General features: G+C 73.0%; 14 protein-coding genes and 1 pseudogene. 7 read left to right on the forward strand and 8 right to left on the reverse strand.

Annotation, left to right across the window (positions count from 1 at the left end):
- The first annotated feature begins 84 nt into the window (after nucleotides 1-84).
- Nucleotides 85-1047, forward strand: coding sequence for a TIGR03557 family F420-dependent LLM class oxidoreductase (locus LADH09A_RS04765; protein WP_238643500.1), 963 nt, complete (start codon nucleotides 85-87; stop codon nucleotides 1045-1047).
- Nucleotides 1044-1919 (forward strand): alpha/beta fold hydrolase, encoded by an 876-nt coding sequence (locus LADH09A_RS04770; protein WP_238643501.1) that lies wholly within the window; start codon nucleotides 1044-1046, stop codon nucleotides 1917-1919. Before LADH09A_RS04765 ends, LADH09A_RS04770 begins: the two co-directional genes overlap by 4 nt.
- Before the next feature lie 179 nt (nucleotides 1920-2098).
- On the opposite strand, the gene LADH09A_RS04775 is transcribed toward LADH09A_RS04770, so the two are convergent.
- From LADH09A_RS04775 to LADH09A_RS04805, 7 genes are all read right to left on the reverse strand, one after another.
- A complete protein-coding gene (locus LADH09A_RS04775) occupies nucleotides 2099-3106 on the reverse strand; it encodes a hypothetical protein (protein ID WP_238643502.1) in 1008 nt (335 codons plus the stop codon).
- Nucleotides 3107-3137: 31 nt separating this feature from the next.
- Nucleotides 3138-3959 (reverse strand): endonuclease/exonuclease/phosphatase family protein, encoded by an 822-nt coding sequence (locus LADH09A_RS04780; protein WP_238643503.1) that lies wholly within the window; start codon nucleotides 3957-3959, stop codon nucleotides 3138-3140.
- A 9-nt stretch (nucleotides 3960-3968) separates the two neighbouring features.
- Nucleotides 3969-5459, reverse strand: a complete 1491-nt coding sequence (locus LADH09A_RS04785; RefSeq protein ID WP_238643504.1) for a phosphatase PAP2 family protein — start codon at nucleotides 5457-5459, stop codon at nucleotides 3969-3971.
- Nucleotides 5460-5526: 67 nt separating this feature from the next.
- On the reverse strand, nucleotides 5527-6528 hold the full coding sequence (locus LADH09A_RS04790) for a YihY/virulence factor BrkB family protein (protein WP_238643505.1): 1002 nt from the start codon (nucleotides 6526-6528) through the stop codon (nucleotides 5527-5529).
- On the reverse strand, nucleotides 6521-7525 hold the full coding sequence (locus LADH09A_RS04795) for a diacylglycerol/lipid kinase family protein (RefSeq protein WP_238643506.1): 1005 nt from the start codon (nucleotides 7523-7525) through the stop codon (nucleotides 6521-6523). Before LADH09A_RS04795 ends, LADH09A_RS04790 begins: the two co-directional genes overlap by 8 nt.
- 93 nt (nucleotides 7526-7618) lie before the next feature.
- Nucleotides 7619-8197: a Clp protease N-terminal domain-containing protein gene (locus LADH09A_RS04800; RefSeq protein ID WP_238643523.1), complete on the reverse strand. Its 579-nt coding sequence runs from the start codon at nucleotides 8195-8197 to the stop codon at nucleotides 7619-7621.
- A complete protein-coding gene (locus LADH09A_RS04805) occupies nucleotides 8197-8433 on the reverse strand; it encodes an HTH domain-containing protein (protein WP_007457155.1) in 237 nt (78 codons plus the stop codon). The genes LADH09A_RS04800 and LADH09A_RS04805 overlap by 1 nt, the downstream gene beginning before the upstream one ends.
- A 160-nt stretch (nucleotides 8434-8593) precedes the next feature.
- Here LADH09A_RS04805 and LADH09A_RS04810 point away from each other — a divergent pair, with 160 nt between their 5' ends.
- Genes LADH09A_RS04810 through LADH09A_RS04820 form a run of 3 tightly spaced genes read left to right on the forward strand, consistent with a single transcriptional unit; the run spans nucleotide 8594 to nucleotide 12756 of the window.
- Nucleotides 8594-9454: a universal stress protein gene (locus LADH09A_RS04810; RefSeq protein WP_238643507.1), complete on the forward strand. Its 861-nt coding sequence runs from the start codon at nucleotides 8594-8596 to the stop codon at nucleotides 9452-9454.
- A 39-nt stretch (nucleotides 9455-9493) separates the two neighbouring features.
- Nucleotides 9494-11887 carry a phosphoketolase family protein gene (locus tag LADH09A_RS04815; RefSeq protein ID WP_238643524.1) on the forward strand — a complete coding sequence of 798 codons (2394 nt, stop codon included), beginning with the start codon at nucleotides 9494-9496 and terminating at the stop codon, nucleotides 11885-11887.
- Between the two features lie 11 nt (nucleotides 11888-11898).
- Nucleotides 11899-12756, forward strand: coding sequence for a universal stress protein (locus LADH09A_RS04820; RefSeq protein WP_238643508.1), 858 nt, complete (start codon nucleotides 11899-11901; stop codon nucleotides 12754-12756).
- 10 nt (nucleotides 12757-12766) lie between these two features.
- On the opposite strand, the pseudogene LADH09A_RS04825 reads toward LADH09A_RS04820, so the two are convergent.
- A pseudogene (locus tag LADH09A_RS04825) lies at nucleotides 12767-12935 on the reverse strand (reductase); the annotation flags it as partial.
- Between the two features lie 283 nt (nucleotides 12936-13218).
- On the opposite strand from LADH09A_RS04825, the gene LADH09A_RS04830 reads away from it, so the two are divergent.
- Together LADH09A_RS04830 and LADH09A_RS04835 are read left to right on the forward strand one after the other, a co-directional pair.
- Nucleotides 13219-14151 carry an ABC transporter ATP-binding protein gene (locus LADH09A_RS04830; RefSeq protein ID WP_238643509.1) on the forward strand — a complete coding sequence of 311 codons (933 nt, stop codon included), beginning with the start codon at nucleotides 13219-13221 and terminating at the stop codon, nucleotides 14149-14151.
- Complete coding sequence (locus tag LADH09A_RS04835) at nucleotides 14148-14870, forward strand: ABC transporter ATP-binding protein (RefSeq protein ID WP_238643510.1); 723 nt, start codon at nucleotides 14148-14150, stop codon at nucleotides 14868-14870. The genes LADH09A_RS04830 and LADH09A_RS04835 overlap by 4 nt, the downstream gene beginning before the upstream one ends.
- The last annotated feature ends 4 nt before the right edge of the window (nucleotides 14871-14874 follow it).

The raw sequence follows: 14874 nt of genomic DNA on the forward strand, positions 1-14874 counted from the left end.
CACCGGGCGCGAACCGGACGGGAGGGTTGACCGCTGCCGACCTGGGTATCCGGGGAACGATCCGTCGGTGAGAGGGGATAAAGGATGGTCAGCGTCGGCTACACCCTGATGGGCGAGCAGGCCGGTCCCAGGCAACTGGTGGACCACGCCGTACGGGCCGAGGCCGCCGGCTTCGACCAGCTCGTGATGTCCGACCACTACTACCCGTGGCTGGACTCGCAGGGCCACTCCCCGTACGCCTGGTCGGTGCTCGGCGCGGTCGCCCACGCCACCACCCGCGCGCAGTTGATGTCCTTCGTCACCTGCCCGATCCGCCGCTACCACCCGGCCGTCGTCGCACAGAAGGCCAGCACGATCGGGGCGCTCTCCGACGGCCGGTTCACCCTCGGCCTCGGTGCCGGCGAGAACCTCAACGAACACGTGGTCGGCGGGTGGCCGCACGTGCAGCAACGGCACGAGATGTTCGAGGAGGCGTTGCAGATCATCCGGCCGTTGCTCAACGGCGAGACGCTGACCTTCTCCGGCAACCACTTCGACGTGCCCGACGCCTACATCTGGGACCGGCCGGAGCAGCCGGTGCCGATGGCCGTCGCCGCGTCCGGTCGACAGTCCGCGACGCTGGCCGCCGAGTACGCCAACGGCATCATCTCCACCGAACCCGACCGGCACATCATCGAGATGTACGACGACGCCGGGGGCGCCGGCCAGCCCCGCTACGGGCAGGTGGCCATCTGCTACGGCCCCGACGAGGCGGAGTGTCGCAAGATCGTGCACGACCAGTTCCGCTGGTTCGGGATGGGTTGGAAGGTCAACGCCGACCTGCCCGGGCCGGAGTCCTTCGCCGCCGCCACCCAGTTCGTGCGGGAGGAGGACGTCGCCGAGGGCGTCCCCTGCGGCCCGGACGTGGACGCGCACGTGGAGGCGTTCCGCAAGTTCGTCGACGCGGGCTTCACCCACGTGGCGATCATCCAGGTCGGTGGGGAGACCCAACCGATGTTCCTGGACTGGGCGCAGGAGCAACTGCTGCCCCGGTTGCGCGAGCTGTGAAACCTGACGCGACCCGACGGTCGGCGGGGTGGACCCTCCACACGCCCGCCGGCCGATTCGGGCCGGCCGAGCTGCGGCTCGCCCTGGCGGCGCCCCGGTCGGCCGCTGGGCTGACCAGCGAGTGGCGGCTCGTCGACGGGCTGCGCACCCACACCAGGCGCGGCGCCGACCCGGGCACCGGGGCGCCGCCCGTGGTGCTGGTGCACGGCCTGGCGGTCTCGCACCGGTACCTCACCGCGCTGGCCGTCGCGCTCGCCCCCACCCACCCGGTGTACGTGCCGGACCTGCCCGGCTTCGGGCTGAGCGAGCACCCCCGGGGCGCGTACGACGTGTCCGCGCACGCCGAGCACCTGGCCGCCTGGCTGGCCGCGTACCGGTTGCCGCCGGTCTGCCTGCTCGGTCACTCGTTCGGCGCGGAGGTGGCCGCCGCGCTCGCCGCGAACCACCCGGACGCGGTACGCGCTCTGGTGTTGGCCGGGCCCACCAGTGACCCGTCCGCCCGGTCCCGTACGGCCCAGGTCGGCCGGTGGCTGGTCGACTGCCTGCGCGAAGCGCCGTTGCAGGCGCCGATCCTGGCCCGCGACGTCTGGAACGCCCGACCCTGGCGGGTCTACGCGACGCTGACGCACTCGGTGCACAACGCGATCGAGACAGACCTCGTCCGCGTCACCGCGCCGACCCTCGTCGTGGCCGGTGAGCGTGACCCGGTGGTGCCGGCGCCGTGGCGGGACGAGGCGGCCCGCCTGGTGCCGGACGCCGACCTTGTGGTCGTCCCCGGCGCCGCGCACAACGTGGTCACGACCGCTCCGACGCAGGTGGCGGACGCGTGCCGCCGCCTGCTCGCCCCTCATCCCGCACTCCTGGACAGGTGACCCTCATGCGCTTCGGCAACACGGAGATCCGCCCGCTCGGCGGTGGCGTCGGCTGCCTCCTGATGATTCTCTTCTCGATCCTCGCCTCGGTGGTGCTCACCGTCCTGCTCAACCTGGTGCTCTGAGGCGTCCACGCCCCGGCCCCACGCCCGGTCGCCCGTGCCTCGACGCCTCGGCGGTCAGCGGCGTAGGCCCAGGGCGCTGAGCACCTCCCGGGAGGCCAACCGGGCCGGGTCTAGCACCGCACGGCGGGTCCACCGGGCCATCGGCACGACGGTGGCACGCCAGGCCACCTGGAGTCCGTGCGCCACCGGGACGACCGTCACCGACCAGACCCACCGGATGCCCCGCAGCAGCGGGAGCACGGTGTGCCGCCACACCCAACGCAGCCCGTGCCCGAGCGGGCGCAGCAGCAGGCGGTACAACTGCCGCAGCACCCATCCGGCCGCCCACCACGCGCCCACAACCGCGGCGACGACCAGCCGGCCGAACCCCGCGACGACCCACCAGATCCCCCGGGCCACGCCGACGAGCGCGGCGCGCGCCGCCCCGACGAGCACGCCGACGCCACGTCGCAGCAGCCGACCGGCGGGGGTGAGCGCCGCGCCGAGCCAGCGCAGCGGCCGCAGGACGAGGCGTTCGGCGAGCCAGACCAGCGGCGGCCAGACCAGCGTGCGGACAACCCGGGCGACGCCGTACGCCAGCCACACCAGCGGTCGCCAGATCAGGGTGCGGGCCACCCAAGCGACACCCCGCCCCAGCCACACCAGCGGGAGCCAGACGAGATTCTGGGCTGCCCAGCGCAACGGGAGCCAGACGAGGTTTCGTGCCGCCCAGCGCAACGGGAGCCAGACGAGGTTGCGGGCGCACCAGACGAGCGGGAGCCAGAGGAGTCGGTGCAGCGCCCAGGCCAACGGGGACAGCAGCCACCGGTGCAGGAACCGGCCGGCGGGGCTGAGCAGGCTTCGGTACACGAGCCCGCCGGCAGCCGCGATCAGCTCCCACAGCAGGCGTACCGGCAGCACCACGACCAACGCCACACCCCGCGCGACGGCCGCGACGAGCGGGAACGCGACGGCGGCCTGCTCTGCCGTGTCCGCGCTCGACGGACGCGCCGCCGTCGGTGCGCCACGGTGTCCGCTCGGGGGCCCGGGCAACGGCGGGCGGGTGGGCAGACGATCGGTCACGGTGGGCACGGTAACCGGCCCGCGCCATGGTTCAGGTGTCGGTTGCGGCCGGGCCGAGGTCGAGCGTGGTCAGCAGCGGATAGTGGTCCGAGGCGGTGTCCGCCGTCCCGCCCCGGATCACCCGGCACTCCCCCACCCGCTGCGCCACCGCCCGGGTGCCGAGCAGGTAGTCCAGCCGCATCCCGGCGAACTCGGCCCCGCCGAAGCGGGTCGGAACGGTGTGGCCGTCGGCCTCCGGTGCTCCGACGTTGCACGACGGCCACAGGTCGACCAGGTCGGCGGCGAGTAGCCGGGCGATCGCCCGGGTGTCCACGGCGCCGCCGCCCCGGCGCAGGTGCCGTCGCCGGTAGAGGCTCGGCATGCCGGCCAGCCGAGCGGTGTGGTCGACCGTCGGGTCGAGCGAGTTGAGGTCACCGGCGACCAGCGCCAGCGGCCCCGGGGTACGCCGCAGCGCGGCGACCAGCCAGTCGACCTCCATCCGCCGTCGTCCCCCCGAGTACGGGTAGAGGTGGGTGCCGAACACGGTGAACGGGCCGGCAGAGGTGCCCACCACGACGCGGGCCGCGCCGTGGTGGAACGGCCGGCGCAGCGTCCCCGCGTCGACGACCCGGTACGGCGGCCGGACCAGCACCGCCACCGGCTGCCCGAGGCAGGACCGGGCCAGGTGGGGTGTCATGCCCACCCGGCCCGCCACAGTGCTCATCAGCCCGTCCCGGTCGAACCCGCGCAGCTCCTGGAGGGCCAGCACGTCCGGTGCCTGCTCGTTGACGACCTGGACCACCTGATCCAGCCGGCCGGGGCCGCCACGATCTCGACCGCCGGTGCGGATGTTCCAGGTCATCACCCGCAGCACGGCGGGCGCTCAGTCGGCTCGGCCGGCGCGGGCCAGCTCGTCGTCGAGGGTGTCCACCTGCTCCGACTCGATGGCCGGCTGGTTGCCTTCCTTCAGGTCGGCGTTGGGGCGGATCACGAGGTAGAGCAGCCCGATCCAGAGCGCGGAGAGCAGGATCGCGCCCATGAAGTCGGTGGGGTGGTGCATCCCCCGGTACATCCGGGAGGTGGCCACGCCGACCGGCATGATCACGGCCAGCGCCACGAAGACCCAACGCCACCAGCGGTCGGTACGCGGGAACACGATGACGGTGATCGCCAGCCAGACGCAGATCGTCGCCGCGATGTGCCCGGACGGGAACGACGAGGTGGGCATCTGCCCGTCGAGGTTCTCCACCGCCGGCCGGGGCCGGTCCACGGCCCGCGCCGACGCGAGGAACAGGGTCAGCTCACCCACCATCGCCAGCGCCACGAACAGCACCGGCCGCCAGCGCCGCCACACCGCCAGCACCAGCGGGCAGAACACCAGCGAGATCAGCAGGATCGCGTGGGTGTCACCGAACTTGCTCCACCACCAGCTCACCTCGGTCAGCACGTCGGTGTGCCGCTCGGCGAACCAGCGCGGCACGTCGGTGTCGAGGGTGTCGAAGAAGGTGCCCTTGGCGTGGTAGCTGACGTACGTGCCGAAGCCGTACAACGCGCCGAACACGAGCACCCAGCCGACCAGCAGCTCGGCCACCGCCGAGCGGGGGTGGGCCAGCACGTGCTCCTCGGCCGGGGCGGGGGCGATGTCGTGCCCCGCCTCCGGCTCCAGGCCCTCGCTCAGCGGCGGCACCGGTCGCCCGCGCTCGCGCCGCCACAGCTGGAAGGCGTACGCGGTGACGCCCAGCCAGGCGGCACCGAGCAGCCAGCCGGCCAGCACGTCGGAGATGAAGTGCACGCCCAGCGCGATCCGGGTCAGGCCGATCAGCGCCACCAGCACGCCGACCCCGACGATCACCGGCTTGCGCCAGCGCGGCGCCATCGCCGGCAGGAACACCAGCAGCAGAGCCCCGTACGCGACGAACGAGCCGAGCGCGTGCCCGCTGGGGAAGCTGTTGCCCGGGGCGCTGGCGATCGGCACGTCCACGACCGGGCGGAGCCGGCCGACCAACGTCTTCAGCGACGGGTCGAGGATCAGGCCACCGACCCCGGTGATGATCAGGTAGACGGCGAGGCGGGGCTGACGCCGGATCAGCAGCCCGACGACGGCGATGGTGACCAACCAGATGAGGATCGGTCGGCCGCCCAGGTCGGTCACCGCCTGGAGGACGGTGACGAGCGCGTGGTGCGGGGCGACGAGCCCGTTGAACCATTCGGCGACAGCGTGGTCGGCGTCCTGTAGGGGACTCCACCGCACCCGGACCAGCATCAACAGCAGCCCGAAGGCCACCCCGGCGCCGGTGACGGCCGCCAGGCCGGCGATGCTCCGTTCGGCGAAATGACCGATCGGACGCCGAGCCACCTCTTTGAGCGCGGTCACCCCGCACCTCCCTTGTTGTCTGGCGAGGCGCTTTACCCGATCCGCGTCGCGCGTACACGCCGGGCCGCTAGAGGGCGGTCATGTCCCCGGTGTCGAGCAGCTCGGCCCGGTCGCTGTCGGGCTCCCACAGGTCCGGTTGGGCGGGCTCCCGGGCACCGATGCGCAGCGCCTCCAGTTGGGCGGCGAAGGACAGCCCGCCGAAGAGCGCCATCCCGGTCAGGTTGGCCCAGAGCAACAGCGCCATCATGCCGGTCAACGCGCCGTAGGTCTGCCCGAAACCGTCACTGAACCGCACGTACGCGGCCAGCAGGAGACTGGCCAGCCACCACAGGGCGGTGGCGATGCCGGCGCCGAAGAACAGCCAGGACAGGCCGGGCTGGTTGCGACGCGGGGCGTGCCGGAACAGCACGGCGACGGCGAGGACGGTCAGCCCGAGGCTGAGCGGGAAGCGGACCACGTCCCAGATGCCGTGGGCGAGTTCGCCCCACTCGTAGTGTTCGCGGACGGAGTCGCCGATCGCGCCGCCGCCGACCAGGATCAGGAAGCCGGCGAGCGCGGGCAGGCCCGCGGTGACGGCCAGCACGGCGGCGCGCAGGTATTTCCGCAGCGCCGGGCGGTCCCGTTCGACACCGTAGATGCGGTTGGCGCCCCGCTCGATCTGGGCCATCGTGGTGGTCAGCGCGAACAGGCCGGTGAGCAGACCGAGGGTGAGTGCCAGCTCCCCGGCGTCCTCGACGCGTTCGCCCTCGCCGAGCAGCTCGGCGACCATCTGCGAGCTCTGCCCCGGGGTGAGCGCCAGGACGGTGTCGGCGACCACCTGGCCGCCCTCCTCGACCCCCAGCTCGCTGATCAGCCCGGTGAGGGCGATGAGGAACGGCACCACGGCGAGGCAGAGTTGCAGCGCGAAGGCGCGGGAGTGACTGAACCCGTCGCCGTAACGGAACCGGATGAAGGCGTCGCGCAGCAGGTGCCAGCCGCCCTGCCGGCGCAGCGTGTGCCAGGCGTCGTCGGCGGACAGCTCCTCGTCGGCCATCAGCCGGGTCTCCGGCACGATCCGGGTGCTACTCACGGCGCGCTTCCTCGATCAGCTGCTCGCCCCGCTCCCCGGCGCCCTGCGCGTCGACGGCCAGGTCGGGGGCGTCCTCGGGCTGCGGGACGCAGAGCCAGAGCGCCTCGGGCCGGACCTCCGCCCGGAGCTGCCGCCCCGGGGAGATGAGGTCGCCGTCCAGCTCGCGAGGTTGGGCCCGGTTGCTGGTGACCACCACGGTCCGACCGCGGAACACCTCCATCCGGGGCACCTGGCCGCTGCGGCGGACGACCGCCCAGCCGAGCGCGAGCCAGTGCCGCAGGCTGCGCGGGGTGAGCACCGCGACGTCGAGCCAGCCGTCGTCCGGCTCGGCCTCGGTCAGCAGCGTGACCCCACCCTGGAGCCGGCCCACGTTGGCGATCAGGACCGAGCGTGCGCGGCGGCGCACCGGCGGGCGGTCGTCGATGCGGATCTGCACCCGCATCGGCCGGTCCCGCAGGTGGCGCGCGGCGCCCACCACGTACGCGGGCCAGCCGATGCGGGCCTTGGTGGTCTCGTTGGTGGCTTCGAGCATCTGGGCGTCGAAGCCCATGCCGGCCATGACGGTGAAGTATTTGTCCTCGACCGCGCCGACGTCGAGCAGTCGTCGGCCCCGCTCGACGGCGACCTGCAACCCGGCGGCCAGGTCGGTGGAGAGGCCGAGGTTGGCGGCCAGCAGGTTGCCGGTGCCCTGCGGCAGCACCGCGAGGGCCACGTCGGTGCCGACCAGCGCACTGACGCACGACATCACGGTGCCGTCGCCGCCGCAGGCGAAGACCAGGTCGACGCCGGCCTTGACGGCCTGCTCGGTCTGCCCCCGGCCGGGGTCGTCGACGGTCGTCTCGTACCACTGCGGCGCCGGCCAACCAGCCGCGCTCAGGGCGTCGTCGACGGTGCGGCGCAGCTCGTCGAGATCGTCGACCTTCACCGGGTTGACCACCACGGCGGAGCGCAGCCCACCGTCGCCGCCTGAGGGCCGCCTGTCGTCTCCAGCATTCACCGCGCCAGTGTGCAGCACCGGGGCGGCTTCAGCGACCCGGTGACCGGGCGCCGTCGGAAGTGCCACAGACAGGTTTCAACCCGACCGCGACCGTCAGGCCGCCGCCCGGAGCGCGACCTCCACCCGGCGGCGAAGATCATCGAGGTCGATGCCGGATTCGGTGAGCACCAGAGCGCCCAGCCCGTTGCCCTCCCGGAGCATCCCGAGCAGGATGTGCTCGGTGCCGATATGGCGGTGGCGCAGGCGCAGGGCTTCCCGCAGCGACAGCTCCAGCGCCTTCTTCGAGCGGGGCGAGAACGGGCCCCCGAGGTAGCGCTTGCGCCCCCAGCGGCGGCGCGGTGCCGGCACGGCCTCGCGCAGCGCGTCCGGGCCGAAGGACTGCTCGATGCGGGCCACGATCGCCGCCAGGTCGATGCCGATCTCCCGCAGGGCCGCTGCGTCCGCGTCGCCGAGACCCGCGCCACCGGTGGCGGTGTGCCGGCGGACGCGCTCGCGCAGGTCGTCGGCGCGCACACCGGCGTCGGCGAGCACCCGGCTGGCCAGGCTCGCGTCGTCGGCGAGCAGGGCGAGCAGCAGGTGCTCGGTGCCGACCGGCCGTTGGCCCTCGACCCGTGCCTCCTCCAGCGCCCGTCGCACCACGTCGCGCGCCCGGTCGGTGAACCGTTCGAACATCACGCCTCCCAGGATGAGTTGACCGCCGGTCGCCCGGCGTGCTTCTTGTGCACGGCCTGCCGGCTGACCTCGAGCGCGTCGGCGATCTCCTGCCAGGACCAGCCCTGTCGACGGGCGTTGTCCACCTGGACCACCTCGAGCCGCTCGAGCAGCCGGCGCAGCGCGCGGACGGCGCGCAGCCCGACCCGGGGGTCGGTGCTGCCGGCTGCCGCCGCGAGTTCTGTCGCCTGACTCATGCCGTCAACATACGTTGACAGCGCCATGAATGTCAACCCCGGTTGACGACGCCGAAGGGACAGCGGCCAGCCGATCCGGCCCGCCGTCGTGCTCACCCGACTACCCTCGGTCAGGGACAGCGTGGTCGTGCCGGGCGCGACGCCCGGGAGGTGATATCGGATGGCCGTACCCGCCGACGCGGCGGTGCTGGTCGGCCTCGGGTCGACTCTCGACCTCCCGGTCGTCGCACAAGCCGCGCAGGAGGCCGCCGGGCACGGCCGGCCGCTGAACCTGCTGCACATCTTCGACTGGCAGGCGGCCTTCGCCGCGGACACCGTCGCCGCACCCCGCGACCAGGCCGAAGATCTGATCACCCGGGCCGCCCACCTCGCCCACCAGGCCGAGCCCGGGCTGACCGTGGGCAGCGAGATCGTCGAGAGCGCCCTGCTGCCCACCCTCATCCGCCGGTCGGAGACAGCCTTCCTGCTGGCCGTCGGCGACAGTGGGATGGCCGGCAGCGGCCAGTGCATCCCGGCCGAAACCCCTGCCGTGCAGTTGGCCGCCCGGGCCGGCTGCCCCCTGCTGGTGGTACGCCGTGAGCCGCCGCCGCAGGGCCCGGTGCTGGTCGGCGTGGACGGCTCACCCAGCTCGCACCTCGCCCTCCAGTGGGCCGTGGAGTGCGCGGCCCGCAGAGACGCCCGACTGCTGGCGCTGCGGGTGGTGGAGTACGACGAGGACACCGACGCGGTCGCCGAGCAGCTCAGCGAGGCGATGGCCCGGCACACCGGCCGCCACAGCTCGGTGCCCACCGAGTGTCGCGTCGTCCGGGGCGACCCCGCCGAGGTGCTGATCGACATGTCCCGCTCGGCACAGGTGGCGCTCGTCGCCGCCCGTGGCGACGAGCCGGCCCGGGCCATGCTGGGGGCGGTCGCCCAGTCCCTGCTCTACCACTCCCCCGCCCCGGTGGTCGTCGTCCGTGGCCTGGCCGAGATGCCGCTCACCGAGCGTGTTGCCCGCCCGGCCCGGGAGAAACGGCCCTGACCACCGGCGACGCCCATCCGACCCGCGAGAGGCAGCATGATGGACACCCGTCTCGACGTGCACCGCGCCCTCACCGACGACGAGTTGCGCCGGCTGGACGCCTACTGGCGCGCCGCGAACTACCTCACCGTCGGGCAGATCTACCTGCTGGACAACCCGCTGCTGCGGGCGCCGCTGACCCCCGACGACATCAAGCCCCGGCTGCTCGGGCACTGGGGCACCAGCCCCGGGCTCAATCTGATCTACGCCCACCTCAACCGCGTGATCGTGGCGCGAGACCTCAACGCGATGCTGGTCACCGGCCCCGGGCACGGCGGCCCGGCCATCGTGGCCAACACCTGGCTGGAGGGCACCTGGTCGGAGCGCTACCACGACGTGGCGCGCGACGAGGCCGGGATGTCCCGGCTCTTCCGCCAGTTCTCCTTTCCGGGCGGCATCCCCAGCCACGTCGCGGCGGACGTGCCGGGCTCGATCCACGAGGGCGGCGAGCTGGGGTACGCGTTGAGCCACGCCTACGGCGCGGCGTTCGACAACCCGGACCTGGTGGTGGCCTGCGTGATCGGCGACGGTGAGGCGGAGACCGGGCCACTGGCCGGCAGTTGGCTCTCCGACGTGTTCCTCAACCCGGCGCGCGACGGTGCCGTGCTGCCCATCCTGCACCTCAACGGCTACAAGATCGCCAACCCGACCGTGCTGTCCCGGATCCCCGAGGCCGACCTGCTCGACCTGATGCGCGGGTCGGGCTACCAGCCGTACGTGGTGGCCGGCGACGACCCCGCCCAGGTGCACCGCACCCTCGCCGCGACGATGGACCGCGCGCTCGACGAGATCGCCGGGATCCAGCAGCGGGCCCGCTCCGGGGGCGTGGTCGAACGACCCCGCTGGCCGATGATCATTCTGCGGACGCCCAAGGGCTGGACCGGCCCCCGCGAGGTCGACGGCACCCAGGTCGAGGGCACCTACCGCGCCCACCAGGTGCCGCTGTCCGGCGTACGCGACAACCCCGCGCACCTGGCCGAGCTGGAGCGGTGGCTGCGCAGCTACCGGCCGGAGGAGCTGTTCGACGCGACCGGCGCGCCGGTCGACGAGCTGCGGGCGTTGCCGCCGGACGGTGACCGGCGGATGAGCGCCAACCCGGTCACCAACGGCGGCCTGGTGCTGCGCGACCTGGCCCTGCCCGACTTCCGCGACTACGCCGTGGAGGTCCCCGAACCGGGCCAGCCGATGGCCGGAGCGACCGGGGTGCTCGGTCCGTGGATCCGCGACGTCATCAGCGCCAACCCGCAGACGTTCCGGCTGTTCGGCCCGGACGAGGTCGCCTCAAACCGGTTGGGCGCCGCGTTCGAGGTGACCGGCCGGGTGTGGGTGGCCGCCACCGTCCCCGGCGACGACCACCTCTCGCCCGACGGCCGGGTCATGGAGGTGCTCTCCGAGCACCTGTGCCAGGGCTGGCTGGAGGGTTATCTCCTGACCGGCCGGCACGGCGTGTTCACCAGCTACGAGGCGTTCATCCACATCGTCGACTCGATGCTCAACCAGCACGCCAAGTGGCTGAAGGTGACCCGGGCCATCCCCTGGCGGCAGCCGATCGCCTCGCTGAACTACCTGCTGTCCAGCCACGTCTGGCGTCAGGACCACAACGGCTTCTCACACCAGGACCCGGGCTTCATCGACCACGTGGTCAACAAGAAGGCCGAGGTCGTACGGGTCTACCTGCCGCCGGACGCCAACACCCTGCTGGCCACGATGGACCACTGCCTGCGCAGCCGGCACTACATCAACGTGGTGGTGGCCGGTAAGCAGGCCGCCCCGAACTGGCTGACGATGACCGAGGCGATCCAGCACACCCGCCGCGGCCTGGGAATCTGGGACTGGGCCAGCAACGACGAGGGCAGCGAGCCGGACGTGGTGCTCGCCTGCTGCGGGGACGTGCCCACCCTGGAGACGTTGGCCGCCACCGGGTTGCTGCGCCAGCACCTCCCGGAGCTGAAGGTGCGACTGGTCAACGTCGTCGACCTGATGCGACTCCAGCCGGACACCGAGCACCCGCACGGCCTGACGGACAACGAGTTCGACACCATCTTCACCAAGGACCGACCGATCATCTTCGCGTACCACGGCTACCCGTGGCTGATCCACCGACTCACCTACCGCCGGACGAACCACGAGAACCTGCACGTACGCGGTTACAAGGAGGAGGGCACCACCACCACCCCGTTCGACATGGTGATGCTCAACGACCTGGACCGCTTCCACCTGGTGATCGACGTCATCGACCGGGTGCCCGGGCTGGCCGCCCGGGCCGCGCACCTGCGCCAACGGATGGTCGACGCCCGGCAGGCGGCCCGCGACTACACCCGCCAGTACGGCGAGGACGACCCGCAGGTCGCCGAGTGGCGCTGGGTCCGCGAAACCGACCCGACCAACCCCTGAAGGAGAACGACGTGCGCGACGCGGAGATCCTGGTCGGCTACGACGGCTCCACCGACGCCTCGGTGGCCCTCGACTGGGCGCTGGAGGAGGCGCGGCACAGCGGCCAACCGGTGCGCCTGGCGTACGTCTTCGAGTGGCTGACCGTGGCCAGCTGGGTCGGCCCGGGTGTGGCGCCCGGGGTCTGGCCGGACGACGCCGCCCGCCGGCAGGTCGAGGAGCTGGTGCGCAAGGCTGCGGCCGACGCCGCCACCGCGAACCCCAGCCTGCGGGTCACCGGCGAGGTGTACGACGGGCCGCCCGCCCTGGTGTTGCAGGAACGCTCAGCCGAGGCGGGCATGCTGGTGCTCGGCAGCCGAGGTCACGGTGGCTTCGGTGGTCTGCTGGCCGGGTCGACGGCGATATCGGTCGCCGCGCACGCGCACTGCCCGGTCGTGGTGGTCCGGGACGGGGCCGGCAGCGCTCCGACCGACGCGTCGACCGGCCGGGTGGCCGTCGGGGTGGACGGCTCGGGGCCGTCGCTGGTGGCACTCGGCTTCGCGGCCGAACGGGCGGCGCAGCGCCACATGCCGCTGCGCGTGCTGCACGCCTGGACACCGGGCCCCGGCGCCGCGGCCGGCGCTCCGGACGAGCGCGCCGCGGTGGAGCAGGCACTGGAGCCGTGGCGGCGGACGTACCCGGACCTGGCCGTGGCGGTCGACCTGGTTCCGACCAGCCCGGCGGCGATGCTGATCGAGGCCAGCCGCGACGCGCGGCTGGTGGTGGTCGGCAGCCGGGGCCGCGGCGGGCTGGCCGGGATGCTGCTCGGCTCGGTCAGCCAGCAGCTCATCCAGCACGCCAACTGCCCGGTCGCCGTGGTCCGGGAACGCTGACCGGGCGAGCCAGTGCCGCCAGACCGCCCGGCGCGGTGCGGTCACCCCGCAACCGGTGTACGCCCGGGGGCACCGAGCCGTGCAGGCACCGGTTGAACACCGTCACCGACCAGCCGCGCCGCCTCGGTGACCGTCGCCCCGCCCACGAAACCCGTTCCACCCAGCACCAGCAGTCTCATGCTCTCCACCCTGCCGGCGCGGATCGGCGGGCGGCACCCCGTTTCACCGGTAGCGGATCTGCCCGTCGCAGAACCCGCAGGCGCACCAGCCGCCACGCGCCGCCCGTCCCGGCCAGCGCGTTCCTGCGGCGCAACAACGCCGCCCCGGGCCTAGCCCGGTTGGGGTCGCGGCGGTAGACCCTCGCCCAGAATGCACAAAAGCCGCTCAGGGGCATGGTCAACGGGGCCGCCGATTGCGAAACTGCTTCAGTCTTGCGTCAGCACAACCCGGACGGAGCAGGGAATGCCCAGCACACCGCTGTCCCTGCCGCAGCCATCCGCGCGGTCACCCGAGTTCGGCCGGGACGCGCTCATCGTCTGCGAGAACCTGGTGCGGATCTACCAGACCGGTTCGATCGAGGTACAGGCACTGCAAGGGCTGGACTTGGCCGTGGAGAGCGGTGAACTGGTCGCCGTGGTCGGCGCCTCCGGGTCGGGCAAGTCGACGCTGCTCTCCATCCTGGCCGGCATCGACGCCCCCACCGCCGGGCGGGTCCGGGTCGACAGGTGGAACCTGCTGGCGATGTCCCGCGCCGACCGGGTGGACTACCGGCGGCACACCGTCGGGTTCGTACGGCAGCAGACGGCCAGCAACCTGATCCCCTACCTGACCGCACGGGAGATGGTGGACCTGCCGATGACAGCGGCCCGTACGGCGAAGAAGGAACGCCGGGAGCGCACGGCCGACCTGCTGGACAGCCTCGGTGTCGCCGACTGCGCCGACCGGCGCCCCGGGCAACTCTCCGGAGGGCAGCAGATGCGGGTCGCGATCGCGGTGGCGCTGGCCAACCAGCCGCGGGTCCTGCTCGCCGACGAGCCGACCGGCGAGCTGGACGCCGCCACGTCCGCGGAGGTCTTCGGCGTGCTGCGGGACGTCAACCGGCGCTACGGCGTCACCGTTGTCGTGGTGACCCACGATCCGGAGGTCAGCGGCCAGGTCGAACGGACCGTCGCGATCCGGGACGGGCGCACCAGCAGCGAGGTGCTGCGCCGCGCCACCACCGACGCGGAGGGCGACACGCACATGATCGCCGAGGAGTACGCCGTGATGGACCGGGCCGGGCGGGTCCAGGTGCCCCGCGAGTTCCGCCAGGCGCTGGCGCTGACCCGACGGGTCCGGCTGGCCCTGGAAGCCGACCACATCACGATCCGCCCCGACTCGGGAGTCGGCGAATGAGCGGCGAGCCACTGCTTCGCGTGCGCGGCGTACACCGGCGCTTCCGCACCGGGCCGACCGTCGTACACGCCCTGCGCGGCGTGTCGTTCGACGTGGCCGCCGGTTCGATGGTGGCGCTCGTCGGCCGGTCCGGCTCGGGCAAGACCACCCTGCTCAACGTCATCGGCGGCCTGGACCGCCCGGACGCCGGCACCGTGCACGTCGACGGCACCGACGTCACCACGCTCGACGAGGACGGCCTGTCCCGGCTGCGGCGCGAGAAGGTGTCCTACGTCTTCCAGAGCTTCGGGTTGATCCCGGTGCTGTCTGCCGCGGAGAACGTCGCGGCCCCGCTGCGGATGGCCCGCGTCGCCCCGACCGAGCGCGAGCGGCGGGTCGCGTTGCTGCTGGAGCTGATCGGCCTGGCCGACCACGCTCAACAGCGGCCGGCCGAGCTGTCCGGCGGCCAGCAGCAGCGGGTGGCGATCGCCCGCGCGCTGGCCGCCTCGCCCCAGCTTCTGCTCGCCGACGAGCCCACCGGGCAACTGGACGCCGAGACAGGCCTGTCGGTGATGGCACTGCTGCGCGGGATAGTGGAATCCGAAGGGGTCACCGTCGTGGTGTCGACGCACGACGCGGTGATGATGGCCCTGGCCGACCGGGTCATCCGCATCCACGACGGGCACCTCGACGAACAGGCCGCCGGGCAGCCGGACACGCCCACGCCGGACGCCGGGTGACGCG

It is taken from the genome of Micromonospora cabrerizensis, assembly GCF_022230955.1.
Classification (GTDB): Bacteria; Actinomycetota; Actinomycetes; order Mycobacteriales; family Micromonosporaceae; genus Micromonospora; species Micromonospora cabrerizensis.

Coding starts and splice junctions, on each gene's coding strand:
- LADH09A_RS04765 (WP_238643500.1), top strand. CDS start 85: ATGGTCAGCGTCGGCTACACCCTGATGGGCGAGCAGGCCGGTCCCAGG.
- LADH09A_RS04800 (WP_238643523.1), bottom strand. CDS start 8,197: ATGTTCGAACGGTTCACCGACCGGGCGCGCGACGTGGTGCGACGGGCG.
- LADH09A_RS04805 (WP_007457155.1), bottom strand. CDS start 8,433: ATGAGTCAGGCGACAGAACTCGCGGCGGCAGCCGGCAGCACCGACCCC.
- LADH09A_RS04810 (WP_238643507.1), top strand. CDS start 8,594: ATGGCCGTACCCGCCGACGCGGCGGTGCTGGTCGGCCTCGGGTCGACT.
- LADH09A_RS04815 (WP_238643524.1), top strand. CDS start 9,494: ATGGACACCCGTCTCGACGTGCACCGCGCCCTCACCGACGACGAGTTG.
- LADH09A_RS04830 (WP_238643509.1), top strand. CDS start 13,219: ATGCCCAGCACACCGCTGTCCCTGCCGCAGCCATCCGCGCGGTCACCC.
- LADH09A_RS04835 (WP_238643510.1), top strand. CDS start 14,148: ATGAGCGGCGAGCCACTGCTTCGCGTGCGCGGCGTACACCGGCGCTTC.